A 25,797-nucleotide genomic window follows, 5' to 3' on the forward strand; every position below is an offset into this window, starting at 1 on the left:
AAGAGTGGAGTGCGTACCGTGGCAAAGACAAGAAACGGCATCGTTGCGGCGCTCGACATCGGCACGAGCAAGGTCGTGTGCTTCGTGGCGCGCATCGATGGCGCCGGCCTGCGCGTGATCGGCATCGGCCATCATGCCGCCGCGGGATTGCGCTCCGGCAACATCGTCGACATGGAGCAGGCGACGCGGGCGATTTCCTCTGCCGTCAGCGCCGCCGAGGAGATGTGCGGCGAGACGATTCGCGAGGTCATCGTCGGTGTCGGCGGCGGCCAGCCGGCGTCGCACAACCAGACCCTGGAAATCCAGGTCGGGCATCACGAGATCGGCGAGCGCGATGTGCGCCGCCTGCTGTCGCAGGTCCATCTGCCGGCCGAGACGTCCGATCGCGACCTTATCCACACCTTGCCGGTCGGCTATGCCGTCGACGGCAGCCAGGTACTGGAGCCGCGCGGCATGTACGGCGAGCGGCTGGGCGTCGATATCCATCTGGTGACCGCCGCCACGGGGGCCATGCGCAACCTCGCGGTCTGCGTGAAGCGGGCCCATCTCGACATCGCCGACCGCGTGGCGACGCCGTATGCCGCCGGCCTCGCCACCCTGGTGCAGGACGAACATAAGCTCGGTGCGACCCTGGTCGACATGGGTGGCGGCACCACCTCGATCGCGGTCTTCTATGAAGATCACCTCGTACACATCGATTCGATTCCCATCGGCGGCGGCCATGTGACCCACGACATCGCCCGCGGCCTGTCGACGCCGCTGGCCGATGCCGAGCGCATGAAGACCCTGATCGGCCGGGCCCGGGCGCGGCCCAACGACGAGTACGACATCATCGACGTGCCGTTGATCGGCGAGCAGGAGCGCACGACGCCCAACCATGTGCCGCGCTCGATCCTGGTCGGCATCATCCGGCCGCGCATCGAGGAGACTTTCGAACTGGTGCGCAGCCGCCTTGAAGCGAGCGGTATCGGACGTCTGGCCGGTGGCCGTGTCGTGCTGGTCGGCGGCGCCAGCCAACTCGACGGCCTGCCCGAGATCGCGGGCGAGATCCTGAACAAGAAAGTTCGTCTGGGTGGGCCGTTGCGGATGGCGGGCCTGGCGGAGTCGCTGGCCGGGCCGTCGTTCGCCGGTTGCGCCGGGCTGTTGATCCATGCCTCGCAGCAGGTCCAGGCGGTGAGCCAGACACAAAATCCACCGGTGGAAGCACCGGCGGGCCGCTTCGGACGAATTGGCAGTTGGATACGGGATAATTTTTAGTCTAGAATCATTGACGGGACTGGCAATCCCCAACGGCCGCAAAAAAACCAAGGCCGGCGTCGTCGAAGATCTCCAACAAACCGAGGGATCACGGCGGCTCCGACGCAGATACCCCCCTCGTCTTCGCCTGGAGAATGCCAATGACAATCAGTCTGTCGCTCCCACAGTCGGAGTCCGACCTTAAACCGCGTATCACTGTCATCGGCGTCGGTGGAGCTGGTGGCAATGCCGTGAACAATATGATTTCGTCGTCACTGGAAGGTGTCGAGTTCGTTGTCGCCAACACGGACGCACAGGCACTGGGCCAGTCGCTGGCGGATCGCCGCATCCAGCTCGGTATCAGCATCACGCAAGGCCTCGGCGCCGGCGCACGGCCGGGCGTCGGCAAGCAGGCGGCGGAGGAAGCGCTGCCCGAGCTGATGAAGTCGCTCGAAGGCTCGAACATGGTGTTCGTCACCGCCGGCATGGGCGGCGGCACGGGCACGGGTGCCGCGCCGGTCATCGCGCAGGCTGCGCGCGACCAGGGCATCCTGACCGTCGGCGTGGTGACCAAGCCGTTCCACTTCGAAGGCCGCCGCCGCATGGCGATGGCCGATGATGGCATCACCGAGCTCGAGAAGTACGTCGACACGCTGATCATCATTCCGAACCAGAACCTGTTCAAAATCGCCAACGAGAAGACGACGTTCGCCGACGCCTTTAAGATGGCGGATGACGTTCTCTACTCGGGCGTGCGCGGCGTCACCGACCTGATGGTGATGCCCGGCCTGATCAACCTCGACTTCGCTGACATCCGCACCGTCATGGGCGAGATGGGCAAGGCGATGATGGGCACCGGCGAAGCCGAAGGGCCGGATCGTGCCAAGGCGGCGGCCGAGGCGGCGATCTCCAACCCGCTGCTCGAAGACGCCTCGATGAAGGGCGCCAAGGGCGTGCTGATCAACATCACCGGCGGGCTCGACATGACCCTGCTGGAAGTCGACGAGGCGGCCAACCGCATCCGCGAAGAAGTCGACCCCGACGCCGATATCATTTTCGGCTCGACCTTCGATGCCGCCATGCAGGGCCGCATGCGGGTGTCGGTGGTTGCCACCGGCATCTCGGCCGCCGTGATGCATCAGCCCGAGCCGAAGTATCTCAGCATCGACAAGCCGATCACGCAGACCGGCCAGCCGCACCTGCAGCAGCGCCCGGCGCCGCGGCCGGCACCATCCTACGCGCCAGCCCCAGTGGCGGTCGCGCCGGCGCCCGCCCCGATGGCACCGCCGCCCGCTCCGGCACCCGTCGACGTCGCGCCCATGGCGGCCGTTGCCATGGCGCCGCCGCCGGCGCCCGTCCGCGCCGTCGAACCCGTCGCGATGCAGGAAGCCGCGCCGGTCGAGATGGAAGAGCCGGTCGTCCATGCCGAAGCCGAACTGCCGCTGCTCCAGCCGGCAGCACTAGCGCCGGTCGCGCCGCCACCTCAGCCGATGCCGGCCGTGGCGGCTGCACCCGTTGCCCCCGCCGCCGTACCGGCCGCAGCCGCACGGTCAGGCTCGTCGCATGACTGGCGCCTGTCGCAACGTCCGTCGACACGACCCGCACCGGCGGCGCGCAACGAGGCGGCAGCACGGGCACCCAATATCTTCCAGCGCATCACCGGCCTGGTGGGTGGCAGTGCACGGCCCGCCGGCCAGGGTGCGCCGGCGCCGGTGGAACCGGTGATCGCGGCCCGTCCGGTCGAGGCGCCGCCGCCGGCACCGGCACCCGCGCAGCTGCGTCCGGTCGCCGTATCGGCACAGCCGAAGATTGCCGGTCTGGATCCCGCCGATCGCGTGAAGACGTCCCGCGACGAGGACGATCTGCAGATTCCGGCATTCTTGAGGCGCCAGGCCAACTGACGGCCTGGCATTCTCCACAGGACGAGGAGTCTTCGGGGGCCGCTGGCCCCCGCTTTTTTGTCAGGATGGCCGCGTTACGGGACGCTTTCGCGGCATGATATAAACGGCTACATCGTCCACCGCCGCCGATTCTGGGAGAGCCGGTCCATGACAGTTTCGTACGCCGCCCCGATCCGAACCGCCCTGCGTGCGTGGCGCGCAGCGGCACTCGGCGTCGTGTGCGCGCTGGCTCTGGTCGCGTGCGGCGACAAGGACGACGACAACAAGACCTATGTCGAGCAGCCGGTCGAAAAGCTCTACAACAACGCGCTCGATGCGCTGGGCGCCGGTGAATACAAGACGGCCGCCAAGGGTTTCGAGGAGGTCGACCGCCAGCATCCTTATTCGGTCTGGGCCACCAAGGCCCAGGTCATGGCGGCCTTCTCCTACTACCAGGCCAACAAGTACGACGAGGCGATCCTGGCGCTGGACCGCTTCATTCAGCTCCATCCAGGCCATCGCGACATTGCCTATGCCTACTATCTGAAGGCGCTGTGCTACTACGAGCAGATCGCCGACGTCGGTCGCGACCAGCGCATCACCGAACAGGCGCTCAATGCGCTCGCCGAGGTGACCAAGCGGTTCCCCGACACCGCCTACGCCCGTGACGCGCGCCTGAAGGTCGATCTCGCGATCGATCACCTGGGCGGCAAGGAGATGGATGTCGGCCGCTTCTATCAGACGCAGCGGCAGTATATCGGTGCCATCAACCGCTACCGGCAGGTCCTCGAGAAGTACCAGACCACCACGCACACGCCCGAGGCGCTGCACCGGTTGGTCGAGTGCTACCTGGCGCTGGGTGTGCAGCAGGAGGCCAAGATGGCAGCCGCCGTGCTGGGCCACAATTTCCCCGGCAGCGACTGGTACGCCGATTCCTACTACCTGCTGGAAGGCGTCGACCTGCGGCCCGAGCGCAGCGACGGGTCGTGGCTGAACCGCATGTGGAAATCGGTCTTTTGAGGAAAATCCTCCCCACGCAGTGGGGAGGTGCCCCGAAGGGGCGGAGGGGAGCCGACGTGGTCTCAGTGACTAAGACCCCATCGGATCCCCCTCCGGCCTTCGGCCACCTCCCCCACTGCGTGGGGGAGGGAACATGAGCGTGTGTCGCGATGCTGCTCGGCCTTTCCATTCGCGACTTCGTCCTGATCGAGAAGCTCGATCTCGCCTTTCCGGTCCCGCCTAAATCCGGTGCCGCGTCGGGGCTCGGCGTGCTGACGGGTGAGACCGGTGCCGGCAAGTCGATCCTGCTCGACGCGTTCAGCCTGTCCCTGGGTGGCCGTGCCGGCAGCGGCATCGTGCGGCCGGGCGCGGCTCACGCCGTGGTGGGCGCTGAATTCTCGCTGTCCAACGATCACCCGGCGCACGCCATCCTGGCCGAACAGGGTATCGTCGATGAAGGGACCACGTTGCTGCTGCGTCGGCTGGTGGGTGCCGACGGGCGGGGCCGCGCCTTCGTCAATGATCAACCGGCTTCGGTGGGCCTGCTGAAACGCCTGGGCGAGACCTTGGTCGAGATCCAGGGCCAGTTCGAGCAGCACGGCCTGCTGGTACCGGTGAACCATCGTGCGACCTTGGACGCCTTCGGCGGCCTGCAGGCGGACGCGACCAAGGTCGAGGCGGCCTGGACTGCATGGCGCACGGCCGAGGCGGCGCGCGAGGCGGCGTCCACCGCCTACGAGCAGGCGCGTCGCGAGGAGGAATATCTGCGTCATGCCGTGGCCGAGTTGGAGAAGCTCGCGCCCAAGGCCGACGACGAGGAGCGCCTGGCCGCCGAGCGCCAGCTGCTGCGCCATGGTGCTGCCGTTGGTGACGCTGTGGTCGCCGCCCTGGCCGAATTGGAAAGCGACAAAGGCGGCGCGGCTGCCTTGCGCCATGCCCATCGCCTGATCGAGCGGCAGGCACCCCAAGCCGGCGGCCGGCTCGATGCGGCGCTGGCGGCGCTGGAGCGTGCCGCGTCGGAAGCGACGGAGGCGCTGGCGCAGCTGGAGCAGGCGCGCGATTCACTGGATGCCGATCCGGCCCGCCTGGAGAAGATCGAGGAGCGGCTGTTTGCCCTGCGTGCCGCCGCCCGCAAGCACGGCACGACCGTGGGCGGTCTGGCGGGTTTGCGTGAGCGCATGGCCGAGCAACTGGCTGCGCTTGATGACGGTGATGCGCGCCAGCGGGCACTGGCGGCGCAAGCCATTCGAGCGCGCGAGGCGTTCGTCGCGGCGGCGCGAACCCTGTCGGCCGGGCGCGCCAAGGCTGCGGCCAGGCTCGACAAGACGGTGAGCGCCGAGTTGCCGCCGCTGAAACTGGAGCGCGCCAAGTTCCTCACACGCCTGGAAGCGCAGCCAGAAAAGGACTGGGCCGGTCATGGCATCGATCGCGTCGAGTTCCTGGTCGCCACCAATCCGGGCATGGCACCGGGTCCCATCGGCAAGATCGCCTCGGGTGGCGAGCTGTCGCGTTTCATGCTGGCGCTGAAGCTGGCACTGGCCAAGGTCGGCGACGCGCGCACCCTGGTGTTCGACGAGGTCGACAGCGGCATCGGCGGTGCTACGGCGGCGGCGGTCGGCGATCGCCTGCGCCGATTGGCGAAAACCCTGCAGGTGCTGGTGGTCACCCACTCGCCGCAGGTCGCGGCGCTGGCCGACCATCACTGGCTGATCCGCAAGACCACGGGCCGGGGCAAGGCCGCCAGCGAGGTCGTGTCGCTCGACCGCGCCGCCCGCCTGGAGGAAGTGGCCCGCATGCTCTCCGGCGCCGCCATTACCGACGCCGCCCGCGCCGCCGCCAAGCAGCTGATGACGGCGGGCAAGTAGTTCCTATTCCGTCCCCGCGCAATGGGGCGTGTTCCTGGGAGAGCGGGCGTCCCGCTCGTGATCGCGATGTCACCCCTGGCGTAAGTCAGTTCGCTCCAGACCAAGAGTTCTCTGAAATTCGATCCCATAGTTTCTGTGCCGACGCTCCCGCACGCGAGGGCCGGTATGGAATCGTCTTGGGAGTTCACATGAACAAGAAAATGTGGAAGGCCGCACCTCGCAATGCCGGCCTGTTGGTGACTCGCGCGATCGCCGCAGCAGTCGCACTGTCGACCGCACTCATGCTCACGTTCACGCCGTCGAGCGCGCAGACCGTGAAGTCGTGCGAGGAGCTCGGCGGCAAATCTGTCGACTCCAGCCCTCCCCTTTGCGTCCTCAAGCCGGCGCCGTCACCGTTCGAAGCCACGTTTACTGGTAAGTTCGAGACGACTAAACGGGTTCGCGAGCCTGGCGCGGTATTCAAGGTCACGAGCAAGTTCGATCGTCCAGTCAAGTTCATTGGCGCTCACGTATACATCTACGATAAGGCGGGCAAGCAGCTCAAGTTTACCCTCAAGGACAGGCAAGCAACGTATCTGCAGGACAGCATTGCCGACCTGTTCTCGATCGCTCCCGGTGAAACCAAAACCTTCGTGCATAGCGTTGGCAAGGAGGACCTACCGCCCGAGATGGGGACGCTGGAACTCGATTTCGTCGGATGGAGGACGGCCGATGAAAAGATGTCGTTCCGCCGCGATGTTGATTACGGGCGGCGGCCTCAGGGCGGCTGGAAATAGCCCGAACGGCCCGCGGCAAACGGAAAGCGAGTCGATCACCGACAATTGTTAGGCAAGACCCCTATGTTCACCTCCAGAGGCGGACATGCGGTCTTACGGCGTAGCGCGTAGTGCCAAGAGTCTATGGGTGAATATTCCTATCTATGAGGAGGCGATGTCCTTTCTGCAGCGCTTCTCAACAGAAAACCTGCCGGCAGGGCAGCGAATCGAGGCCTACCGGGATATTCTCGCCCAGCGCTATCTCGGTCTTGACGTGATCGACCACAGCGACGGGCATCCTCATTTCGATGCCTCGATCCAGCGCTTTGGTGCTGTCTCCATCGGCACGTTTACCGCTACCCCGATCGAGCACATCCGGACAAAAGCCCTTGCCGACGATATACGGCCCGCACTGACACTGAATGTGGTCGCCAAGGGGGGCGTACGCTCTACCAGCAGCCATCGCGATGTCACCGCCAAAGCAGGCGCGAGCTACTTCACCAACGGGCATCATCCCAGCCGGTTCTTGGCCACCGCGGGTGGTATCTTCCACACCATAACCGTACCGGTTGATGCGCTGCACGATCTGGTTGCGGACCCATGGCGCCAGCATGGCCAGGTGGGCGATTCGGTCGCTCTGAATCTGTTGGTGGACTATTGCGCAGTCCTCAGGGCTTTGCGTGAGCCTCCGCCATTGGCGGTGATGCAGTCGATCGAAGCGCATGTGCTGGACCTGATAGCTGCCGTCATCGGCCCGACGCCGGAAGGACGTGACGTCATCGCGGAACGGGGGCTGAAGGCGGCCCGACGCCAGGCTGTTCTGTCGGCAATGGATCGCCACTTCAACCAGCCGCAATTCACGGTCAGTGCGCTCGCGATCAGGCTCGGTGTCTCGCGGCGCTATGTGCATCATTTGCTCGAGCACACTGGCCGCACGTTCAGCCAGCATGTGCTGGACCGCCGCCTGCGTTACGTGCACGCGCTGCTGTCCGATGCCAACGTGCCACCGCAGCGCATCATCGACATCGCCGGCATGGCCGGCTTTGGTGATGTCTCCTACTTCAACCGGCAGTTCCGCGCTCGCTTCGGCAAAACGCCCACATCGGTGCGATGTACCACCAGGCACAACGCTCCCTTGTCAGGTACTACCTAAATCGCTCGTCTTGATTCGAAAGGTACGTTGCACTTTAGGATCATCGAAGAGTCCACAGTCTCAGACGCCCGCGCTTCCGGGAATGATCGTGTGGATCCGATAACAGATTCGCCGGGGACGGCCGGTCTATTTCCATCGTCGTCACAGAACCCTGTCGAGGAACGCGCCCACGGCGTCGTTGAACCGCGCCGATCGCTGCAGCGGCGCGAAATGGCTGACGCCGGGCAGCATGATCAGTTCGGCACCAGGAATGGTGCGCGTGAGATACTCGGCGTGCTCGCGTTTGATGAACTCGTCGTGCTCGCTGTGCACGATCGCCACGGGCACGGTGATCGCCGCCAGATCACGTGCCGTGTAGTTGGGTTGCGTCTTCATCATCGCGCTGACCGCCGCAACGAACGGTTCGAAATCGTCCGGCGTCGCCGACAGCCGGGCGTAGTCCCGGGCGTGCCGTGCGAAGCACCGCTCGACGACCGGCGTGGAAACGAATTCCTTCGTGCCGCTGGGATCCATGTTGCAGCCGAAGAAGAAGACGCCGGCGATGCGCGACGGCACCTGCATGGCGAGGATCATGGCGATGCAGGCGCCATCGCTCCAGCCCACCACCGCCGCCTTGTCCAGGTGCAGTGCGTCCATCACGGCCAGCACGTCGGATGCCATCAACTCGTACATGTAGGGCCGCGAATCGCGCGTGCTGCGACCATGACCGCGGCTGTCGATCACCACGACGCGGTGGCCGGCCGCGATCAGCGCCGGAACCTGGTATCCCCAGTTGCCGCTGTGGCCCAGGCCGCCATGCAGCAGAATGACGGTCGGGCCCTCGCCGTAGGCGGCGTACCAGATGCGCGCACCGTCATGCGCGACGTGGCCTTGGTCATCGGTGGCCGGCAGCGGCGGGGCACCGTATGCAGCGAACGTCGCGAGATCGTCGTCGGATTGCATGGGCACCTCAGGTTGCGAGCGCCGGGTCGATGGCGCCGGGCGCAATGCCGACCAGGTGCCAGGCGATGACTTTCGGGCGGTAGGCGCCACTGGTCATCAGCGGATCCCGGGCCGCCCATGCTTCGGCTTCAGCCTTCGACGCCGTGTGCAGGAGATAGGCGGCCGAGGCGCCTTCGATCGGTGTTTCGAAGCCACCACCCAACAGAACGATTCCTTCGGATGCCATATGCTCGATGAACGCCACATGGTCCGTGAAGACCGCCGGCTCCACCGCGCGGTCGTCCTGCGGCACGAGCAGCACCAGGAAATAGGGAACCGCCGGAATATCTGCTGGCTCAATGGATGCGCTGGTCATGAATCATTCCGCGCTACTGTGGCCTCGCCGTGTGGTCCCTCCGTAGACCGTTTTGCGCCGTGGCGCCATGGGGACGGTACCGGGCGTCAGGCTACCGATGCTTTGCCATGGAGGCGCGTTACCAGCATCGCGGCTGCGATGGCGAAGGCGAACACGGCGATGATGCTCGCCCCGTAGCCGACCTTGTCGACGCCATATGCATCGACGATGTGGCCGCCCAGCGTCGTGCCCAGGGCGATGCCGAGGTTGCAGACCGAAATGTTCAGCGACATCGCGAATGCGGGCGCCGCCTTGCCGGCGTGCGCGACGCGCACCTGGCTGGCGACGAACGCGGCCATGTGGGCGATGCCCCACAGAAGGACCAGGGCCACCAGCAGCGTGGGCCGTTGTGCCGCCAGGGCAACCGACGCCATGAGCACCGCCAATGCGCCGGCAACCGCCAGGGTCGTGGCCAGTGGGTCGCGGTCGACAAGGCGGCCGGCGAGCCCGTTGCCGAACACACCCGCGATGCCAAATCCCATCAGCAGCACGCCGATCGTCGTTCCGTCGAAGCCTGCCGCCGTGCCGAGAAAGGCGGCGATATAGGTGTAGGCAACGAACATCGCCGTAAACAGGACGCCCGACAGCAACAGGTGCACGAGGAACCCGGTATGCCTCAACAGCGTGGCGCCGGTGCCCGGTGACGGCGCCGCCGTGGTCGTGGCGCGGGGAAACCTGGCCGCGATCAGGCCGGCCGCAACCAGCCCCAGGCCGGCCAGCCCGGCGAAGCTCACGCGCCAACCCGTCGTGTCGGCAACAACGGTGGCGATGGGGATACCCAGCACCGTGGTGGCGGCCACGCCCAGGTTGACCAGCGAGATCGCCCATCCCTGTCGGTCCGGGCTCGTGAGGCGGGCCGCGGCCACGCTGGCGACGCTGACGAAGGCCGGCAGCACGCTGCCTTGCACGATGCGGACGGCGATCAGGATGCCCATATCCGGCACAAGCGCCGTCAGCAGGTTGCCGGCCGCGAAGATCAGCGTTGCCGCGAGAAACACGTGGCGCGCCGCATACCGGTCGGCCAGTACGGTCAGCGGTGGTCCCAGCAGGGCTGCGGCCAGTGCGAAACTTGTCACCAGCCAGCCTGTCGTGGGCAGCGACAGCCCGAGATCATCGGCCATCGCCGGCAGTAATCCCACGACAACGAACTCGGTCGTGACGATCACGAAGTTCGCGAACGCGAGCAGGCTGACGGCGATGGCGAACGATGGCGCGTGCGTCGAACGTGCGGTGCGCGTCATGGGCCGCTCAGGCGTTGGCGCCGCCGTCGATGACAAAGCCGGCACCCGTCACGAAACGGGCGTCTTCGCTCGCCAGCCAGGCGACCAGGCTCGCGATGTTGCGCGGCTCGCCGAAGCGGGGGATGGCCATCAGTGCGCGCTGGCCATCAGCGTGTTCGCCGTCGGCCGGGTTCATGTCGGTGTCGGTCGAGCCGGGGTGGACGACATTGACCGTGATGCCGAGTGCCCCCAGGTCGCGCGCCACGCCCTTGGTGAAGCCGACCAGCGCCGCCTTGCTCAGGCTGTAGAGGCTGAGGCCGGGTGAGGGTGCGCGTTCGGCAAGGTTGCTGCCGATGGAGATGATGCGCCCGCCGTCGCCCATGTGGACCGCGGCAGCCTTCGTGGCCGCGAACACGGCGCGCACGTTGATGGCGATCATGGTGTCGAATTCCGCCAGCGTCAGCGCCTCGAGCGGCTTGGCGATGAAGATGCCGGCATTGTTGACCAGGATGTCGAGACGGCCGAAGGCGGCCACCGTCTTTTCCACGGCGGCGGCCACCGCGGTGGGATCGGCGCTGTCGGCGCTGATCGCCAGGCCACGCCGTCCGGCACGTTCGATGTCGCCCACGACATTGCGGGCCTTGTCGGCGCTCTCCACGTACGTGAGCGCGACGTCGGCGCCGTCGGCCGCCAGGCGTCGTGCGATCGCGGCGCCCATGCCACGGCTGCCGCCGGTCACCAGTGCCGTCTTGCCTTTGAGTCCAGACATTGGAAATTCCTTTTATGTAGCATTCGATACATAAACACATGGGGGACTTGCCATCGAACGTCAAGGTATTTATTTATTGAATGCTACAGAAAGGAGGCGGCGATGGCCGAACGGGGCCGTCCGCGCAGCTTTGACCGCGACGCGGCGTTGCGACAGGCGATGGAGGTCTTTTGGGCCAAAGGCTACGACGGCACGTCGATGGCCGACTTGACGGCCGCGATGGGCGTCAATCCGCCAAGCCTGTATGCCGCGTTCGGCTGCAAGGAGGCGCTGTTTCGTGAAGCCGTCGCGCTTTACATCGCGACGGACGGCGGGCGCATCTGGGCCGCCGTGGACGCCGCGCCGACAGCGCAGGCGGCGATCGAGGCGATGCTGCGCACCAGCGCCGAGGATTTCACCCGTCCCGGCAAGCCGCGCGGCTGCCTGATCGTGTTGGGCGCGCTCAACGCCGACGACGCCAACGCTGCGGTGTGCGATGAACTGCGCAGCCTGCGCGCCGGCAACGTCGAGACGTTGCGCCGGCGCCTCGTGCACGATGCTGCCGAAGGCGTCCTGCCGCAGGGACCCGACTGGCGGGCGGTCGCGATGTTCTACATGGCCGTGCAGCACGGCATGTCGGTGCATGCCCGCGACGGTGCGTCGCGCAAGGCCCTGCTCGCCATTGCGGAGGGCGCCATGGCTGCGTGGGACAGGCTCATATCCCCGGATGCACCGGCTGGGCCACGCCCCGGCAACCGAGCCCGTGAACGGCACCCCAGCTCAAGCCATTGAATTTGCGTCGGGAATCACTTTCTAGTCTTTCAGACGAGAATGGTGTCGGATAAATGTTCCCGGCCACCGAGGCGGGTGGGCAAGTTCAGTGCGGAGCTCGATGCATGTCGCGACAGGCGAAGGTCGTGGAGAAGATCGCAGTGGCCGACCTGACGCCGCGTCAGGCCAAGGCCGAGCACGCGCGGCTGGCGGCGGCGGTCGCGCATCACGACAAGCTCTACCACGAGAAGGATGCGCCGGAGATCTCCGACGCCGCCTACGATGCGTTGCGTCGGCGCCTGAACGCGATCGAGACGCAGTTCCCCGACCTGCATACAGCGGACAGCCCGTCGCAGAAGGTCGGCGCCGCGCCGGCGCGCGGCTTCGCCAAGGTGCGCCATGGCGTGCCCATGCTGTCGCTCGACAACGCCTTTGCCGATCAGGACATCACCGACTTCATCGACCGCGTGCGCCGCTACCTGGCACGCGAGACCGACATCGCCGAGGACGCGACGATCGCCCTGGTGTGCGAGCCCAAGATCGACGGCCTGTCGCTGTCGATCCGCTACGAGAACGGCGAGCTGGTGCGGGCCGCCACCCGCGGCGACGGCACCGAGGGTGAGGACGTCACGGCCAACGTGCGCACCTTGGCCGACGTGCCCAAGAAGCTGAAGGGCAAGGCACCCGACAAGCTCGACGTGCGTGGCGAAGTCTATATGTCGCGCGCCGAGTTCCTGAAGCTCAACGAGCGCCAGGCGGCGGCCGGCGAAAAAGTCTTCGCCAACCCGCGCAACAGCGCCGCCGGTTCGCTGCGTCAGCTCGACTCGACGATCACTGCCAGCCGGCCGCTGGCGTTCTTCGCCTACGCCTGGGGCGAGGCCGAGCCGCGTCTGTGGAAGACTCAGCACGAGTTCCTCGAGCGCCTGAAGGCCTGGGGTTTCAAGGTCAATCCCGAGGCCAGGCTCGCCAAGACGCTCGAAGAGGCGCTGGCCGTCTATCGCGACATCGGCCTGCGCCGCGCCAAGCTGCCCTATGACATCGACGGCATCGTCTACAAGGTCGACCGTATCGACTGGCAGGAGACTTTGGGTTTCGTCAGCCGCTCGCCGCGCTGGGCGATCGCGCACAAGTTCCCGGCCGAGCGGGCGCAGACGGTGCTGCGCGACATCCTGGTCCAGGTCGGACGCTCCGGCGCGCTGACACCGGTGGCCGATCTCGAGCCGATCACCGTCGGCGGCGTGGTGGTATCGCGTGCCACGTTACACAACGCCGACGAGATCGAGCGCCTGGATGTACGGCTGGGCGACACCATCGAGATCCAGCGCGCCGGCGACGTGATCCCGCAGGTGCTCGGCGTGGTGGCGTCGGCACGGCCCAAGGGCGCCAAGCCGTTCAAGTTCCCGACCCACTGTCCCTGTCCGTTGAAGACCGAGGTCGTGCGCGAGGAGGACGGTGTCGTGCGGCGTTGCTCGGGCGGGCTGGAGTGTCCGTTTCAGCAGGTCGAGCGACTGCGCTACTTCGTGTCCCGCCACACGTTCGATATCGAGGGCCTGGGCGGCACCCATATCGAGAACTTCTGGCGTGACGGCCTGCTGAAGACACCCGCCGACTTCTTCAAGCTCAAGGACAGGGCGGACGAGATCCGCAAGCGCGAAGGGTGGGGCGAGCAGTCGGTGCGCAACCTGCTGGACGCGATCGAGGCGCGCCGCACCATCGGCCTGGATCGCTTCATCAACGCCCTGGGCATCCCCACGATCGGCGAGTCGACCGCCAAGGCGCTGGCGCGCGAGTACGGCGATGCCGCGACGTGGCTGGACGAGATGCTGAAGGCCGGCGAGGAGCGCGCCGCCAACGAGACGCCGACCAAGAAAGAGAAAGCGGTGGCCGAGATTGGCCCCGCCTATGGCCGCCTGTGCAATGTCACGGATATCGGTGTGACCACCGCCGATAAGATCACCGTGTTCTTCCGAGAGGGCCACAACGTCGACATCATCCGCCAACTGTTGACCGAGGTCGACGTGCAGGCGTTCCGTACCGCGCGCGTGGCTGCCGACTCGGTCTTTTCGGGCAAGGTCATGGTGTTCACTGGCTCGTTGTCGGCGATGAGCCGCGACGAGGCCGAGGCCAAGGCCGAGTCGCTGGGCGCCAAGGTCACCGGCTCGGTGTCGAAGAAAACCGACTACGTCGTGGTGGGCGCCGATGCCGGCTCCAAGGCCAAGAAGGCCGCCGAGCTTGGCGTCAAGACGCTGACCGAGGAAGAATGGGTGCAGATGAGTTCTTAACCTCTCCCGCGGGAGAGGTCGACGCGCGCGCAGCGCGCGGTCAGGCATATCGGCCTTCGGCCGATATGCCGAGGTGAGGGCCTCAGGACTCGGCACCGCGTCCTTAATCCCTCACCCTCCCATCGTGCTACGCACGATGGGCCCCTCCCTCTCCCGCTTGCGGGAGAGGGGCTAAAATCCTAAGCCTCGCCCTCGCGGTACCAGTCGGGCAGCCGCCACATGGCGTTATCCCAGCCGCTCAGTGTCGCCTTGAGCCGGTGCTGCATGGCCGCCACGCCACGGCGGTAGACGACCGGGATCACGGCGTGGTCGGTGACCACCATCTCGTTCATGCGGATATAGAGCGCGGCGCGCTTGATGGGATCGAGTTCACCTTCGGCGGCATGGAAGAGCTGGTCGTAGGTCTCGTTACGCCAGCGCGTGATGTTGCGGCCCTGCCACTTGTTGTCCTTGCAGGAAACCTCCCGGGAGATGAACTGGTTCATGAACTGCCCCGGATCGGGCTGGCCCATGTTGGTGGTGTACATTTGCAGGTCGGCATAGAACTTGGTGTAGGTATCGGGGTTGGCGACGTCGGAGGAGAAGTACACCGATCCGGTCACCGCCTTGATCTCGATCTCGATGCCGGCCTTCTGGCAGGCCTGCTTGACGATCGCCTGGGTCTTCTGGCGCGGCGCGTTGATCGAGCTCTGGAACACGAATTTCAGCTTGCGGCCGTCCTTGGCGCGGATGCCGTCAGACCCGCGTTTCCAGCCGGCGGCCTCGAGGATCTGGCTGGCCTTCTCGATGTTGAATTCGAAGCGCGTCGTGCGCGAGCGGAAGCGTTCGGGGTTGTTCAGGAAGTTGGGCGTGGCGGCGCCGGTGCGGCCATAGACATGGTCCTGCACCGACTGCCGGTCGACCAGCAGCGCCAGGGCCTGGCGCACGGCCGGGTCGCTCAGGATCGGGTGCTTGGTCTTGATGCTGGAGCGCTCGCCGTCGACCTCGGTCCACGGATCGGTCGGGTTGACCTGGATGTGCTCGATACTGCCGCTCTCGACGATCACGATACGACCCTTGCCGCCTTTCTCCAGTCGCAGCAGGATCTCGTCCTCGACCTGCATGTTCCAGGCGTAGTCATACTCGCCGGTCTGCAGCACGGCACGCGCCGCCGACACGGCGTCGCCACCACCCTTCAGTTCGATGAAGTCGAAATGCGGCCGGTTGGGCATGTGGTAGTCGGGATTGAGCTCGCCCTTCAACATGTCGCCCGGCTTGAAGTCGACGAACCGGTACGGGCCGGTGCCGACCGGCTTGAGGTTGGTGGGGGCATCGCGTGACTTGGCGCCCTTGTAGTCGGCGAACAGGTGCTTGGGAATGAGTGGGCCGCGCGTGCTGCAGAAAACTTCGGCCCAGAACGGCGTCGGCTTGGTGAAGTGCACGCGCACGGTGAAATCGTCGAGCTTCTCGACCGTGACGTCCTTGTAGGTGCTGACGGTCACGGCGGCGGTCGCCGGGTCGGTGGCGTATTGCCAGTTGAAGACGCAGTCGTCGGCGGTGAAGGGGTGGCCATCGTGCCAGCGCACATCGCGCTTGAGCTTCCAGGTCACCGACCTGCCGTCGGCCGCCACCCCGCCGTTCTCGCGGCTGGGGATTTCGGCGGCCAGCACCGGCACCAGGTTGCCGTCGGGATCCCACGACGCCAGTGGCTCGTAGAAGACGCGCGAGCCTTCCTGGTCCTTGGTGCCCGTGGCGAAATGCGGATTGAGCAGGGTGGGGCCCTGCCAGAACAGCAGCTTCAGGATGCCGCCGCCGCCGCGCTTGGTGGGCTTGTAAGTGGACGCCGGCTGCGCCTGCGCCACACCGGACCACGCCAGCATCTGGCCCGCCATCGGCGCGGTCAGGCCCAGCGTCACCATCTGCTGCACAAAGGCACGGCGCGATAGCGCACCGGCTTTTACCTTGGCGATCAGACCGCGCAATTCCTGCTCGTTCATTGCCGTCACTCCCTGATGTTCGTTGGTTCGCACGGGAATCGATGCAATGCCCGTGCCTGGGTGGTACGCTGGCCACGGTACAGGCGGCATCACAACCGCGCCGTCCGGTGCCGTCAAATGGATGTGGGACAAGAGTGCTGACGCTTGTTTCGACGGAAAATGGTAATGACTGCTGCGCTGAAATAAGGGTCGGAACGGCAGCTGCATGAGTATCGATATCGCCGCCGAGCTGCGCCGGGCGCGGCAGTCATTGCTCGATCTCAGTACGTCCAATCGGCTGTTGAGCCTGCCCAAGCCGGGTGGTGCCGCCCGCGTTGTTGCCGTGCATGATGAAAAGGCGGCCGAGGTTTTCCGCCTGCTGGTCGTCGAGAAACGCACGCTGAGCTTCCTGCATGACCCGGCGCAGACGGCGGCCGAGTCCGCGCGTCGCCGCCGCGGTACGGGCGGCGACGTGCTGGCGCTGCCCGCGCCGGCGGATGGCGGCGATGTCGATCCCGACGGCAGTGCGCTGGCACAGCCCGACGAAAATGGCGACGGGGAGGAGGGCACGGCGCGCCATCGCGATACGCGCCTGCATACGGCGTTGTCATCGGAACGACTGCAGAAGCGGCTGTTCGATCTTGCCTATGATGCCCGTCTGCTGATCGAGGAGCAGGGTGTCAACATTCTCTATTTCGCCATCGGTACGGTGCGTTGGCGCGAGAGTGATGCACCCGATGTCGAGCGCCGCGCGCCGCTGCTGCTGATCCCGGTGCGATTGGAGCGCAAGGGTGCCGGCAGCCGGTTCGGCATGGCATGGACCGAGGACGAGATCGTCGAGAACATCTCGCTGCGCGCCCGGCTGAAGAATGACTACGGCATCGCTTTGCCCGAACTGCCTGCCGTCGAGGAGCTCGATATCGAGGCCTATGTCGATGCGGTCGCGCGCGCCATCGACGGCCAGACGGGCTGGTCGGTGGTGGCCGACGACATGGTGCTGGGCCTGTTTTCCTTCGCCAAGTACCTGATGTACCGCGACCTCGATGCGGATACCTGGCCGCAGGCGGCACCGCTCGATCGGCATCCCTTCATTGCGGCTCTGCTGGGGGAAGGTTTCCCCGGCGCCGAGCCGAGTTTTGCCGGCGAGGAGCGCATCGATGTCGATCTGCCGCCCGAGCGGCTGGCCCATGTCGTCGACGCCGACGGCTCGCAGACCATCGCCATCGAGCGCGCGCGGCGCGGCGAGAGCCTGGTCGTGCAAGGCCCGCCCGGCACCGGCAAGTCGCAGACCATCGCCAACATGATCGCTGCTGCCGTGCGCGACGGCCGCAGCGTGCTGTTCGTCGCCGAGAAGATGGCGGCGCTCGACGTCGTGAAGCGGCGGCTCGACGCCGTCCATGTCGGCGATGCCTGCCTGGAACTGCACAGCCACAAGGCCAACAAGCGATCGCTGCTGGCCGAGCTGAAGCGCACGCTGGAACTGGGACGCCCCGTCGGGGCGCCGGATCAGGGTTTCTTCGACCGGCTGCAGGCCGACCGCGCGGCACTCAATGCCGTGCCGACGGCGTTGAACGAGCCGATCGCACCGTCGGATCTGACGCCGCATGCGGTGATGGGGCATCTGCTGCGGCTGCGCGAGACGGCATCCGCCTGCCGCGGGCTTGCGCTGCCCGGCGCCGAGACGTGGACGCAGCAGCAGAAAGCCGACGCCGACGGCATCGTCGCCGATCTTGCGGCACGGATCGCGCGCATGGGTGTGCCGCAGCAGCATGCCTGGCGCGGCGTCGAGCGCAGCGATCTCATCGCCAGCGACCGGGCGCACCTTGCCGACGACATCAGCGAGGCCCGGACGACATTGACCGGGTTACAAGACACTGCCGCGGGCCTGGCCCTGGCACTGTCCCAACCCGCGCCCGCCACGCTGTCCGATATCCAGCGGCTGGTGTCGATCGCCGTGGCGATCGGGGCGGCGCCGGATCTGGACTGGGCCGCCATTGCATCGCCGGTCTGGCAAGCCAGCAGGGCCGAACTTGACGCGGTGCTGGATGCCGGTCGCGTGCAGGGCGATGCCGTGCGGTCGGTGGGGGATCGGGTTGTCGACGCGGCGTGGTCGGCGGACCTGTCCAGTGCGCGACAGGCGATCGCGCGCGCGGGCCATCCGCTGATCGCCTTCCTGTTCGATGGCGCATATCGGCGCGGCGTGCGCGAGCTGGCATCTGTCACGAAGGAAAAGCCGCCGCGGGACCGGGCCGAGCGTTTGTCATTGCTGGACGCGCTGATCGCGGCACGGCAGGCACAGGCTGTCATTGCGCGGGGTGAAGCCATCGCCGCCGCTGCATTCGGCACCCGGTGGGCTGCTCTTCGCAGCGACTGGCCGCGACTCGTGGCCATCCGCGACTGGGTCTCGAGCCACGCCACGCTCGGTTTGCCGGAGAACATCCGCGCCCTCTATGCCGGACTGCCCGACCGACAGGCGATTGTGGCGCAGGGTGACGCGGTCCAGGCTGCGCTCACCGCCGTGATGCGCCAGCTCGACGACGTGGTGGCGCGCCTGCAGCTCGATCTTGCCCGCGCTTTCGGGGAGTCGTCAGTGATGGCCGTGCCGTTGACCGGTCTCGCGGAACGGCTGGCCGCCTGGCACGGCGATCCTGAAGGCCTCGACGTATGGCGCGGCTATCGCGTGCAGGAACGCCGTGCGATCGAAACCGGGCTCGGCGATCTCGTCGGCCGCCTGGGTTCCGGGGCAGCAGCGCCGTCGATGGCGCGGGATGTCCTCGACCACCTCTACTACGATCAGCTCATCCGCGATTTCCGTCGTCGCCTGCCGGTGCTGGCGTCATTCGACGGCGACGTGCACGACGCACGCATCGGTACGTTCCGTGAAGCCGACGTCAAGCGCATCGCGTTGGCGCAGCTCGAGGCCGCACTTGCCCATTACCGCGATGTGCCCAGGGAACCGGGTGGCATCGGGCCGCTGGGCATCGTGCGCCGGGAGATCGAAAAGAAGTCGCGTCACCTGCCGATCCGCCGGCTGATGCAGGAGGCGGGTGCCGCGGTCCAGGCGATCAAGCCGGTGTTCATGATGAGCCCGCTGTCGGTGGCGCAGTTCCTGCCGCCGGGCGCGTTGGCGTTCGACGTGCTGGTGGTGGACGAAGCCTCGCAGGTCGAGCCCGTCGATGCCCTGGGCGCGATCGCGCGCTGTCGCCAGATCGTCGTGGTCGGTGATCAGCGACAGCTGCCGCCGACCCGCTTCTTTTCGCGCGCGCTGGACAGCCATGCGGCCGACGAGGATGGCGCCAGCAGCACCGCCGACGTCGAAAGCGTGCTGGGCCTGTGCGCCGCCAAGGGGCTGCCCGCCACCATGCTGCGCTGGCACTATCGCAGCCGGCACCAGTCGCTGATTGCGGTGTCGAACAAGCAGTTCTACGACAGCCGCCTGTTCATCGTGCCCAGCCCGCATACCCAGGCCGTCGGTCGCGGCCTGGTGTTTCACCATCTGCCGCACGGCATCTACGACCGCGGCGGTGCGCGCGACAACAAGGTCGAAGCCAGGGCCGTGGCCGAGGCGGTGATCGCGCATGTCAGGACCACGCCGGACAAGTCGCTGGGAGTCGGTACCTTTTCGATCGCGCAGCGCCGCGCCGTGCTCGATGCGCTGGAGGTGCTGCGGCGACAGAACCCGGCGCTCGAGCCGTTCTTCACCCGCGCCGGTGCCGAGCCGTTCTTCGTCAAGAACCTGGAGAACATCCAGGGTGATGAACGCGATGTGATCATGCTCTCGGTCGGCTACGGCCGCGACAAGGACGGCTATCTCGCCATGGCCTTCGGCCCGCTCAACGCCGAGGGCGGCGAGCGCCGCCTCAACGTGCTGATCACGCGCGCCAAGGAGCGCCTCGATCTGTTCAGCGCCTTGCGCGCCGACGATATCGATCTCGCGCGCGCGCACAGTGCCGGCGTCGTCGCCTTCAAGGTCTTCCTGCAGTATGCCGAGCGCGGCGTGCTGGATGTCGCGCAGCCCACGGCGCGGGACGTCGCCTCGCCGTTCGAGCAGGAGGTGTTGGAAGCGGTACGACGCGAAGGATACGAGGTCCACCCGCAAGTCGGCATCGCCGGTTTCTTCATCGATCTGGCCGTCGTCGATCCGCATCAGCCCAGCCGCTATCTGCTGGGCATCGAGTGCGACGGCGCTGCCTACCATGCGGCCCGTTCGGCGCGCGATCGGGACCGGCTACGCCAACTCGTTCTGGAACGCCATGGCTGGGTTCTGCACCGCATCTGGAGCACGGATTGGTGGCAACGGCCCGACGAGCAGCTGCGCCGGCTTGTCGCGCGCCTGCAGGAACTGAAAGCGGCATCGGCCGCAGCCGTGGCCGAGCAGCGCGCTGCGCGCGTCGTGGACCTGGCCCGTGTGATCGATGTCGTGGCGGAAGGCGTCGACGCTCCTGTACCGCCGCGCTTGCAGCGCATGGACGAGGCGCCGGCGGATGAAGCCTCGGCGGCATATGTCGAAACCGTCTTTGCCGTGCCGGCCGTTGAACTCGTCGATGCGCCGGTGTCCCAGCTGGCGACCTGCGTCGCCCGCGTGATCACGACGGAAGGGCCGATCGCGCGCGACGAGATCGTGACCCGCCTGCGTACGCTCTGGGGCTATCAGCGCGCCGGCGCGGCGATCCGCGGCGCTGTCGAGGCCGCGATCGCTGCCGTGCTGCGCGCCGGCGGCTGCGCCACCGAAGGCGCCTTCATCTGGCGGGCCGACCAGCCGGTGCGCGTGCGCGATCGCAGCGACGTGCAGCAGGAATCGTTGCGCCGCCTCGAGAACCTGCCGCCGCCGGAACTGCGCGCCGCCATCCTGGAGACGATCGACCGCAGCCTGGGCGCGGGCGATGCCGAACTGCCGCGCGCTGTGGCCGGCCTGTTGGGCGTGTCTTCATCGTCCGCGGCCTTCAAGGACGCCGTGGCCGTGGCAACCCAACACCTCGCCGCGGAAGGCCACATCGCGCGACACGGCGAGTTCTGGCGCGTCGCGATGGCGGACGCCGCGAAGTGAACCCTCTCCCCACCGGGGCTGTCGGATTCACATTGTCGCTGCGATTGAACCGCGAGAAACACGATCATTCCTGGGAGCGCGGGCGTCCCGCCCGCTCATGTCGGGCGAAAGCAAAGCTTTCGCCTTGATGCGGGCGGGACGCCCGCGCTCCCAGGGCTCGCTTCGCTCGCAATGACAGCGAAACCGAGACGAGATGTGTGAATACAGCGGCCCGAGCGGAGAGAGGTCTAAGAGGTGCCTACCGCTTGCCCTCAATCGCCATGTAGATCGCCGGACCATCGGGCGTGGTGATCTCGCCGCGGTTCTCGAAGCCGGCTTTCGCGAAGGCACGCAGCGAGGCCTTGTTGTCGGGGCTGGGATCGCCCTGGACACGCGCGACGCCGGGGATGTCGAGCAGATGGGCGGCGGCCAGGGACAGGCTGGCGCTGCCATAGCCTTGGCGCAGGGCATCGGCGGCACCGATGAACAGGTCGAGGCCGAACGTTTCGTGCGGCAGGTCGTGGCCGGTCCAGAAGGCGGTGTTGGTCGCGGCGTAGATCTGCAGGAAGCCGACCGCGCGGCCGCGCGCGATGATGATGAACGGCGACATGTCGGCGTCGTCGATGTCGCGTACCATCGCCGGTAGCGCCACGTGCGGCGGATCCCAGCGCGCCGCGACGTGCGGCGTTGCCAGCCAGCGCGCGATCTGCGGCAGGTCGCCCAGCGCCAGCGCGCGCAGTGCGACATCGGGAAAGGCGGCGCGGGCGATGCGCCGATCTCTGAGTTTGCGGGGGACAACAGGCGCGCTCTTGCGGGCCATGGTTCACACCGGGCGTGTCGCCTCATCGAGCCAGGCGCGGGCCTGAGCATCGACCTGCTGCCCAACCTCTTCACGCACGCGCGCGTGGTAGGTGTTGAGCCAGGCCCGCTCCGGTTCGCTCAGCAACGATGGCTCGATGCAGGTCACGTCGATGGGTGCCAGCGTCACCGTCTCGAACTCGAGGTAGGCGCGGTCGGCACCGTCGATCACCGCCTCGCGCACCACGACCAGGTTCTCGATTCGGATGCCGTACGCGCCGGCCTTGTAGTAGCCGGGCTCGTTGCTGACGATCATGCCCGGCCGCAGCGCCACGCTGTTGGCCATCTTCGAAATCCGGTGCGGGCCTTCGTGCACCGACAGATAGGCGCCGACGCCGTGGCCGGTACCGTGGTCGTAGTCCAGCCCGACCTGCCACAGATGGTAGCGCGCCAGCGCATCGAGCTGGCTGCCCGTGGTGCCGACCGGGAAGCGCGCCATGGCGATCGCGATGTGACCCTTCAGCACCCGCGTGAAGCGGTCGCGTGCCTCGGCGCTGGGGGTGCCGATGGCGACCGTGCGCGTGATGTCGGTGGTGCCGTCGCGGTATTGGGCGCCCGAATCGACAAGATAGAGTTCGCCAGCCGTCAGTTTGCGCGCCGTGCGCGGTGTGGGGTGATAGTGCACGATGGCGCCGTTGGCGCCGGCACCGCTGATGGTATCGAAGCTGAGATCACGCAGCGCGCCGGTATCGGCACGGAATTGCTGCAGCTGCGTGGCGGCGGCGATTTCGTCGACGGTGCCGCCGGCAGCCGTCTGGGCGAGCCAGGCGAGGTAGCGCGTCACGGCGGCACCGTCGCGCTTATGGGCGGCGCGAACACCCTGCAGCTCGACATCGTTCTTGCAGGCCTTGGGCAGGGCGACGGGATCCATGTCGCGCACGACCTTGGCATGGGCTCCCAGCCGATCGAGCGCCCAGCGCGGGGCCGTGGCGGGATCGAGCCACAGCGTCGCGCCTTCGGCACCCAGCGTGGTGAGCGCGCCGCCCAGTGCTTCCGGCGGGCGCACGGCAACGCCGTTGCCCAGATGCGCGCGCGCCATCGGCGTGAGCTTGCGCTGGTCGATGAACAGGTCGACGGCGCCATCCTTGCGCAGCAACGCGAAGCTCAGGGCAAACGGTGTGCGGGGCACGTCGCCGCCGCGGATGTTGAGCAACCACGCAATCGAGTCGGGCTGCGTCAGCAACACGGCATCGGCACCCTTGTCGGCCAGCAGCTTGGCAATGCGGGTCCGCTTGGTCTCGGCAGCCTCACCGGCCAGGTCGAGCGGTTGAGGCAATACCGGCGCCAGCGGTGGCGGCGGGCGATCGGGCCATACGGCATCGATGGGATTGCCGTCGACGGCGACCAGCGTCGCGCCGGCCTTGGTGCAGGCTTGCGCCAGGCGGTCGGCATCGGCCAACCCGTGAAGCCAGGGATCGAAGCCGAAGCGAGCGCCCGGGGTGAGGTTGGAGGCCAGCCAGTCTGCGGGCGTGGTTTCCGGATAGGCCTGCGGCTGGAACAGGGTCGTGTCGACCTGATCGCGCACCTGCAGCGTATAGCGACCATCGACGAAGATCGCGCCCTTGTCGGCCAGTACGATAGCCCAGCCTGCCGAACCCGAGAAACCGGTGAGCCAGGCCAGCCGCAGTGCCGCCCGCGGCACATACTCACCCTGATGCTCGTCAGCGCGCGGCACGATGAAGCCGTCCAGCCCGCGACGCTGCAGTTCGGCCCGCAGCGCATCCAGGCGCGCTCGGGGCGGGATGGCGTCCGCGATGCCGTCGGGCTGTGCCGCCAGACGGGCGCGCAGGGCCAGGAGATCGTCAGCGCCTTGTTCGCCGACATAGGGCGCCACCAACTCCAGCCATTCCGGCCCGGACAGGCTCTCGGGTGCGGCGGCGATGCCTTCCATCAACTGTTCGAAGTCGGCCGGAGAGGTTTTGGCCGCGCCGGGGGCCGCCAGCCGTTCCAGCAGGGCACGTGCGCCGTCATCGGGTGTGGTCATGAGCGGGTTCCGCTTGGAGTGACAATAATCATGTCTCGGCTTTGCTGCAGTGCGTCGTCAACTGGACATGGTTTCGGTCCCAGCATGTCCGAATTTTGCGTTGCGGACCATTGATTCAAGCATAAACGTACATTCTATCGAATATTCTTAGCACTTTAATGCATCGTGAAGAAATTGCGTCCCGAAAATGGTTCTTCCATGCTGTCAGTGCATGGCTGAGCCGGGAATTTCGAACTAATCAGCAACGCCTCCGCTACCATATTGTGCGGTGCGGCATAAGTCGCACATCGGCGAAAGGAAATCGCCGGTGATAATCGCAGAAACAGGAGTACCTCGTCATGCACCCCCAGAAGCACACCGCGAACCAGGCAGCGGGTACCGCGCCGGCCGATGCGGGCTTCGGGTCGACCCGCACCGATCGGGCGATGATCGAACGTCAGGCGCGATTTGACCGCGCCGCGGTCATCGGTGGCTGGATCGGTGGCGGCATTGCCAAACTCGTCGCTTCCATCCGTACGGCCAACCGTCGCCGTCAGGCGATGGCGGAACTGGCCGCGCTCGACAACCGCATGCTGGCCGACATCGGCATCAGCCGCAGCGAAATCCGCGCAGCGGTGTCGGGTGCCAGCGGCTTCCTGCCGCGCGCGCTCAGCACCTCGGCCATGACGCCGTCACTGAACGACGACAGCCTGAACCGCGCTGCCTGAGCAGCGTCAGTCTTTCTCCCTCGACTCGACGGCCGGCGGCACCACCGCCGGCCGTTTTTTATTGTCCCTCTCCCCACTGCGTGGGGAGGATTGTCCGAGCGTGGCTTCAGAGTGGCCGCCGCAACGCCAATGTCGGCCACTGCGCGCCGCCGGTCTCGTGCACGACCCGATCGACGACGGCGAAGCCGTACGGCGCATAGCCGGCAACGACCTCATCCTCCTGCTCGGCCAGCAGGCCGGCCAGCACCAGGGTTGCGCCGGGTGCCGCCGCGGCGGCGAACGACGGCGCCAGGTCGATCAGCGGTTGCGCCAGGATGTTGGCGACGATCAGGTCATAGGGTGCCGCGGCTGCGAGCACCGGCGCGGCGAGTCCCTCGGCAACGTGGAACGTGCACAGATCGGCGGCGCCGTTGAGCGCCGCGTTGTCGCGCGCCACCGCCACGGCCTCGGGGTCGTTGTCGCTGCCCAGCAGCGGACGGCGCCACAGCTTGCCCATGGCGATGGCAAGGATGCCGCTGCCGCAGCCGACATCGATGGCGCGCCGGGTTTTCCGTGGATCCAGCCGCCCGATGACCTCCAGGCAGCCGCGTGTCGTGGCATGCGTGCCGGTACCGAATGCCAATCCGGCATCGATGCACAGCGTCACCGCGTCGGCCGCCGGCTGGCCGCGATCGTGCGAGGGATGCACCCAGAAGGGTCCCACGGCAAACGGCTGGAACGAGCGCTGATTCTCCGCCACCCAGTCGGTGTCGGGCAGCAGTTCGAACGTCGGCGTCAGTGTCGCGATGCCGGCGATCCGCGCCGCCGCGACGAAGGCGGCGGTGATCCGTGCGCGCAGGTCGGCATCGGGACCCTCGCCACCGTCGCTAGAACCGAACACGTCACTGCGCCACGGGCCGTCGCGCGACACTTCGACGGTGGAGACGATCAGCGTGTCGTCGACCAGCGCCTCGGCCAGCGCTGCATCGAAGCGCGCGGCGGCCGCGGCGGGCACGGTGGCGGAAACTTTCCAGGCACTCATG

The 25,797-nt window shown here is 66.9% G+C and carries 17 protein-coding genes and 1 pseudogene; 10 read left to right on the top strand and 8 right to left on the bottom strand.

The genetic code is table 11. From position 1 onward, the window contains the following. The first annotated feature begins 18 nt into the window (after positions 1 to 18). From ftsA to FQU96_RS23880, 6 genes are all read left to right on the top strand, one after another. A complete protein-coding gene (gene ftsA, locus FQU96_RS23855; RefSeq protein WP_255468465.1) occupies positions 19 to 1,257 on the top strand; it encodes a cell division protein FtsA in 1,239 nt (412 codons plus the stop codon). 239 nt (positions 1,258 to 1,496) lie between these two features. Beyond that, complete coding sequence (gene ftsZ, locus FQU96_RS23860) at positions 1,497 to 3,137, top strand: cell division protein FtsZ (protein WP_370461389.1); 1,641 nt, start codon at positions 1,497 to 1,499, stop codon at positions 3,135 to 3,137. A 147-nt stretch (positions 3,138 to 3,284) separates the two neighbouring features. Continuing rightward, on the top strand, positions 3,285 to 4,136 hold the full coding sequence (locus tag FQU96_RS23865) for an outer membrane protein assembly factor BamD (RefSeq protein WP_146543854.1): 852 nt from the start codon (positions 3,285 to 3,287) through the stop codon (positions 4,134 to 4,136). Between the two features lie 149 nt (positions 4,137 to 4,285). Then, positions 4,286 to 5,980, top strand: coding sequence for a DNA repair protein RecN (gene recN / locus FQU96_RS23870; RefSeq protein WP_146543855.1), 1,695 nt, complete (start codon positions 4,286 to 4,288; stop codon positions 5,978 to 5,980). Between the two features lie 188 nt (positions 5,981 to 6,168). Then, positions 6,169 to 6,756 carry a hypothetical protein gene (locus tag FQU96_RS23875; protein WP_146543856.1) on the top strand — a complete coding sequence of 196 codons (588 nt, stop codon included), beginning with the start codon at positions 6,169 to 6,171 and terminating at the stop codon, positions 6,754 to 6,756. A gap of 154 nt (positions 6,757 to 6,910) precedes the next feature. Beyond that, entirely contained in the window at positions 6,911 to 7,888 is a 978-nt protein-coding gene (locus tag FQU96_RS23880; protein WP_178130674.1) for an AraC family transcriptional regulator, read from the top strand. Positions 7,889 to 8,029: 141 nt separating this feature from the next. On the opposite strand, the gene FQU96_RS23885 is transcribed toward FQU96_RS23880, so the two are convergent. From FQU96_RS23885 to FQU96_RS23900, 4 genes are all read right to left on the bottom strand, one after another. After that, positions 8,030 to 8,830, bottom strand: coding sequence for an alpha/beta fold hydrolase (locus FQU96_RS23885; protein WP_146543858.1), 801 nt, complete (start codon positions 8,828 to 8,830; stop codon positions 8,030 to 8,032). 7 nt (positions 8,831 to 8,837) lie between these two features. Further along, positions 8,838 to 9,185: a YciI family protein gene (locus FQU96_RS23890; RefSeq protein WP_146543859.1), complete on the bottom strand. Its 348-nt coding sequence runs from the start codon at positions 9,183 to 9,185 to the stop codon at positions 8,838 to 8,840. Between the two features lie 86 nt (positions 9,186 to 9,271). Continuing rightward, positions 9,272 to 10,465, bottom strand: a complete 1,194-nt coding sequence (locus FQU96_RS23895) for an MFS transporter (protein ID WP_146543860.1) — start codon at positions 10,463 to 10,465, stop codon at positions 9,272 to 9,274. Between the two features lie 7 nt (positions 10,466 to 10,472). After that, positions 10,473 to 11,213 carry an SDR family oxidoreductase gene (locus FQU96_RS23900; RefSeq protein WP_146543861.1) on the bottom strand — a complete coding sequence of 247 codons (741 nt, stop codon included), beginning with the start codon at positions 11,211 to 11,213 and terminating at the stop codon, positions 10,473 to 10,475. A 102-nt stretch (positions 11,214 to 11,315) separates the two neighbouring features. On the opposite strand from FQU96_RS23900, the gene FQU96_RS23905 reads away from it, so the two are divergent. Both FQU96_RS23905 and ligA read left to right on the top strand, forming a co-directional pair. Then, positions 11,316 to 11,984, top strand: coding sequence for a TetR/AcrR family transcriptional regulator (locus FQU96_RS23905; protein WP_146543862.1), 669 nt, complete (start codon positions 11,316 to 11,318; stop codon positions 11,982 to 11,984). Between the two features lie 104 nt (positions 11,985 to 12,088). Continuing rightward, positions 12,089 to 14,245, top strand: a complete 2,157-nt coding sequence (gene ligA / locus FQU96_RS23910; protein ID WP_146543863.1) for an NAD-dependent DNA ligase LigA — start codon at positions 12,089 to 12,091, stop codon at positions 14,243 to 14,245. Between the two features lie 179 nt (positions 14,246 to 14,424). On the opposite strand, the gene FQU96_RS23915 is transcribed toward ligA, so the two are convergent. Continuing rightward, positions 14,425 to 16,221, bottom strand: a complete 1,797-nt coding sequence (locus FQU96_RS23915) for a peptide ABC transporter substrate-binding protein (protein ID WP_146543864.1) — start codon at positions 16,219 to 16,221, stop codon at positions 14,425 to 14,427. A gap of 205 nt (positions 16,222 to 16,426) precedes the next feature. Between FQU96_RS23915 and FQU96_RS23920 the strand changes: the two genes are divergently transcribed. Continuing rightward, positions 16,427 to 21,247, top strand: a complete 4,821-nt coding sequence (locus tag FQU96_RS23920; protein WP_146543865.1) for a DUF3320 domain-containing protein — start codon at positions 16,427 to 16,429, stop codon at positions 21,245 to 21,247. Positions 21,248 to 21,485: 238 nt separating this feature from the next. On the opposite strand, the gene FQU96_RS23925 is transcribed toward FQU96_RS23920, so the two are convergent. Both FQU96_RS23925 and FQU96_RS23930 read right to left on the bottom strand, forming a co-directional pair. After that, complete coding sequence (locus FQU96_RS23925; RefSeq protein WP_146543866.1) at positions 21,486 to 22,046, bottom strand: GNAT family N-acetyltransferase; 561 nt, start codon at positions 22,044 to 22,046, stop codon at positions 21,486 to 21,488. Between the two features lie 3 nt (positions 22,047 to 22,049). Further along, the gene (locus FQU96_RS23930; protein WP_255468469.1) at positions 22,050 to 24,068 is read right to left on the bottom strand and encodes an aminopeptidase P family protein; all 2,019 of its coding nucleotides are present in this window, start codon (positions 24,066 to 24,068) and stop codon (positions 22,050 to 22,052) included. Between the two features lie 425 nt (positions 24,069 to 24,493). Between FQU96_RS23930 and FQU96_RS43170 the strand changes: the two are divergent. Then, positions 24,494 to 24,691 (top strand): annotated as a pseudogene (locus FQU96_RS43170) (DUF1127 domain-containing protein); the annotation flags it as partial. A gap of 190 nt (positions 24,692 to 24,881) precedes the next feature. On the opposite strand, the gene FQU96_RS23940 reads toward FQU96_RS43170, so the two are convergent. Continuing rightward, a complete protein-coding gene (locus tag FQU96_RS23940) occupies positions 24,882 to 25,796 on the bottom strand; it encodes a 50S ribosomal protein L11 methyltransferase (RefSeq protein ID WP_146543867.1) in 915 nt (304 codons plus the stop codon). Between the last annotated feature and the right edge of the window lies 1 nt (position 25,797).

This window comes from Reyranella sp. CPCC 100927 (assembly GCF_007859315.1).
Lineage (GTDB): Bacteria > Pseudomonadota > Alphaproteobacteria > Reyranellales > Reyranellaceae > Vineibacter.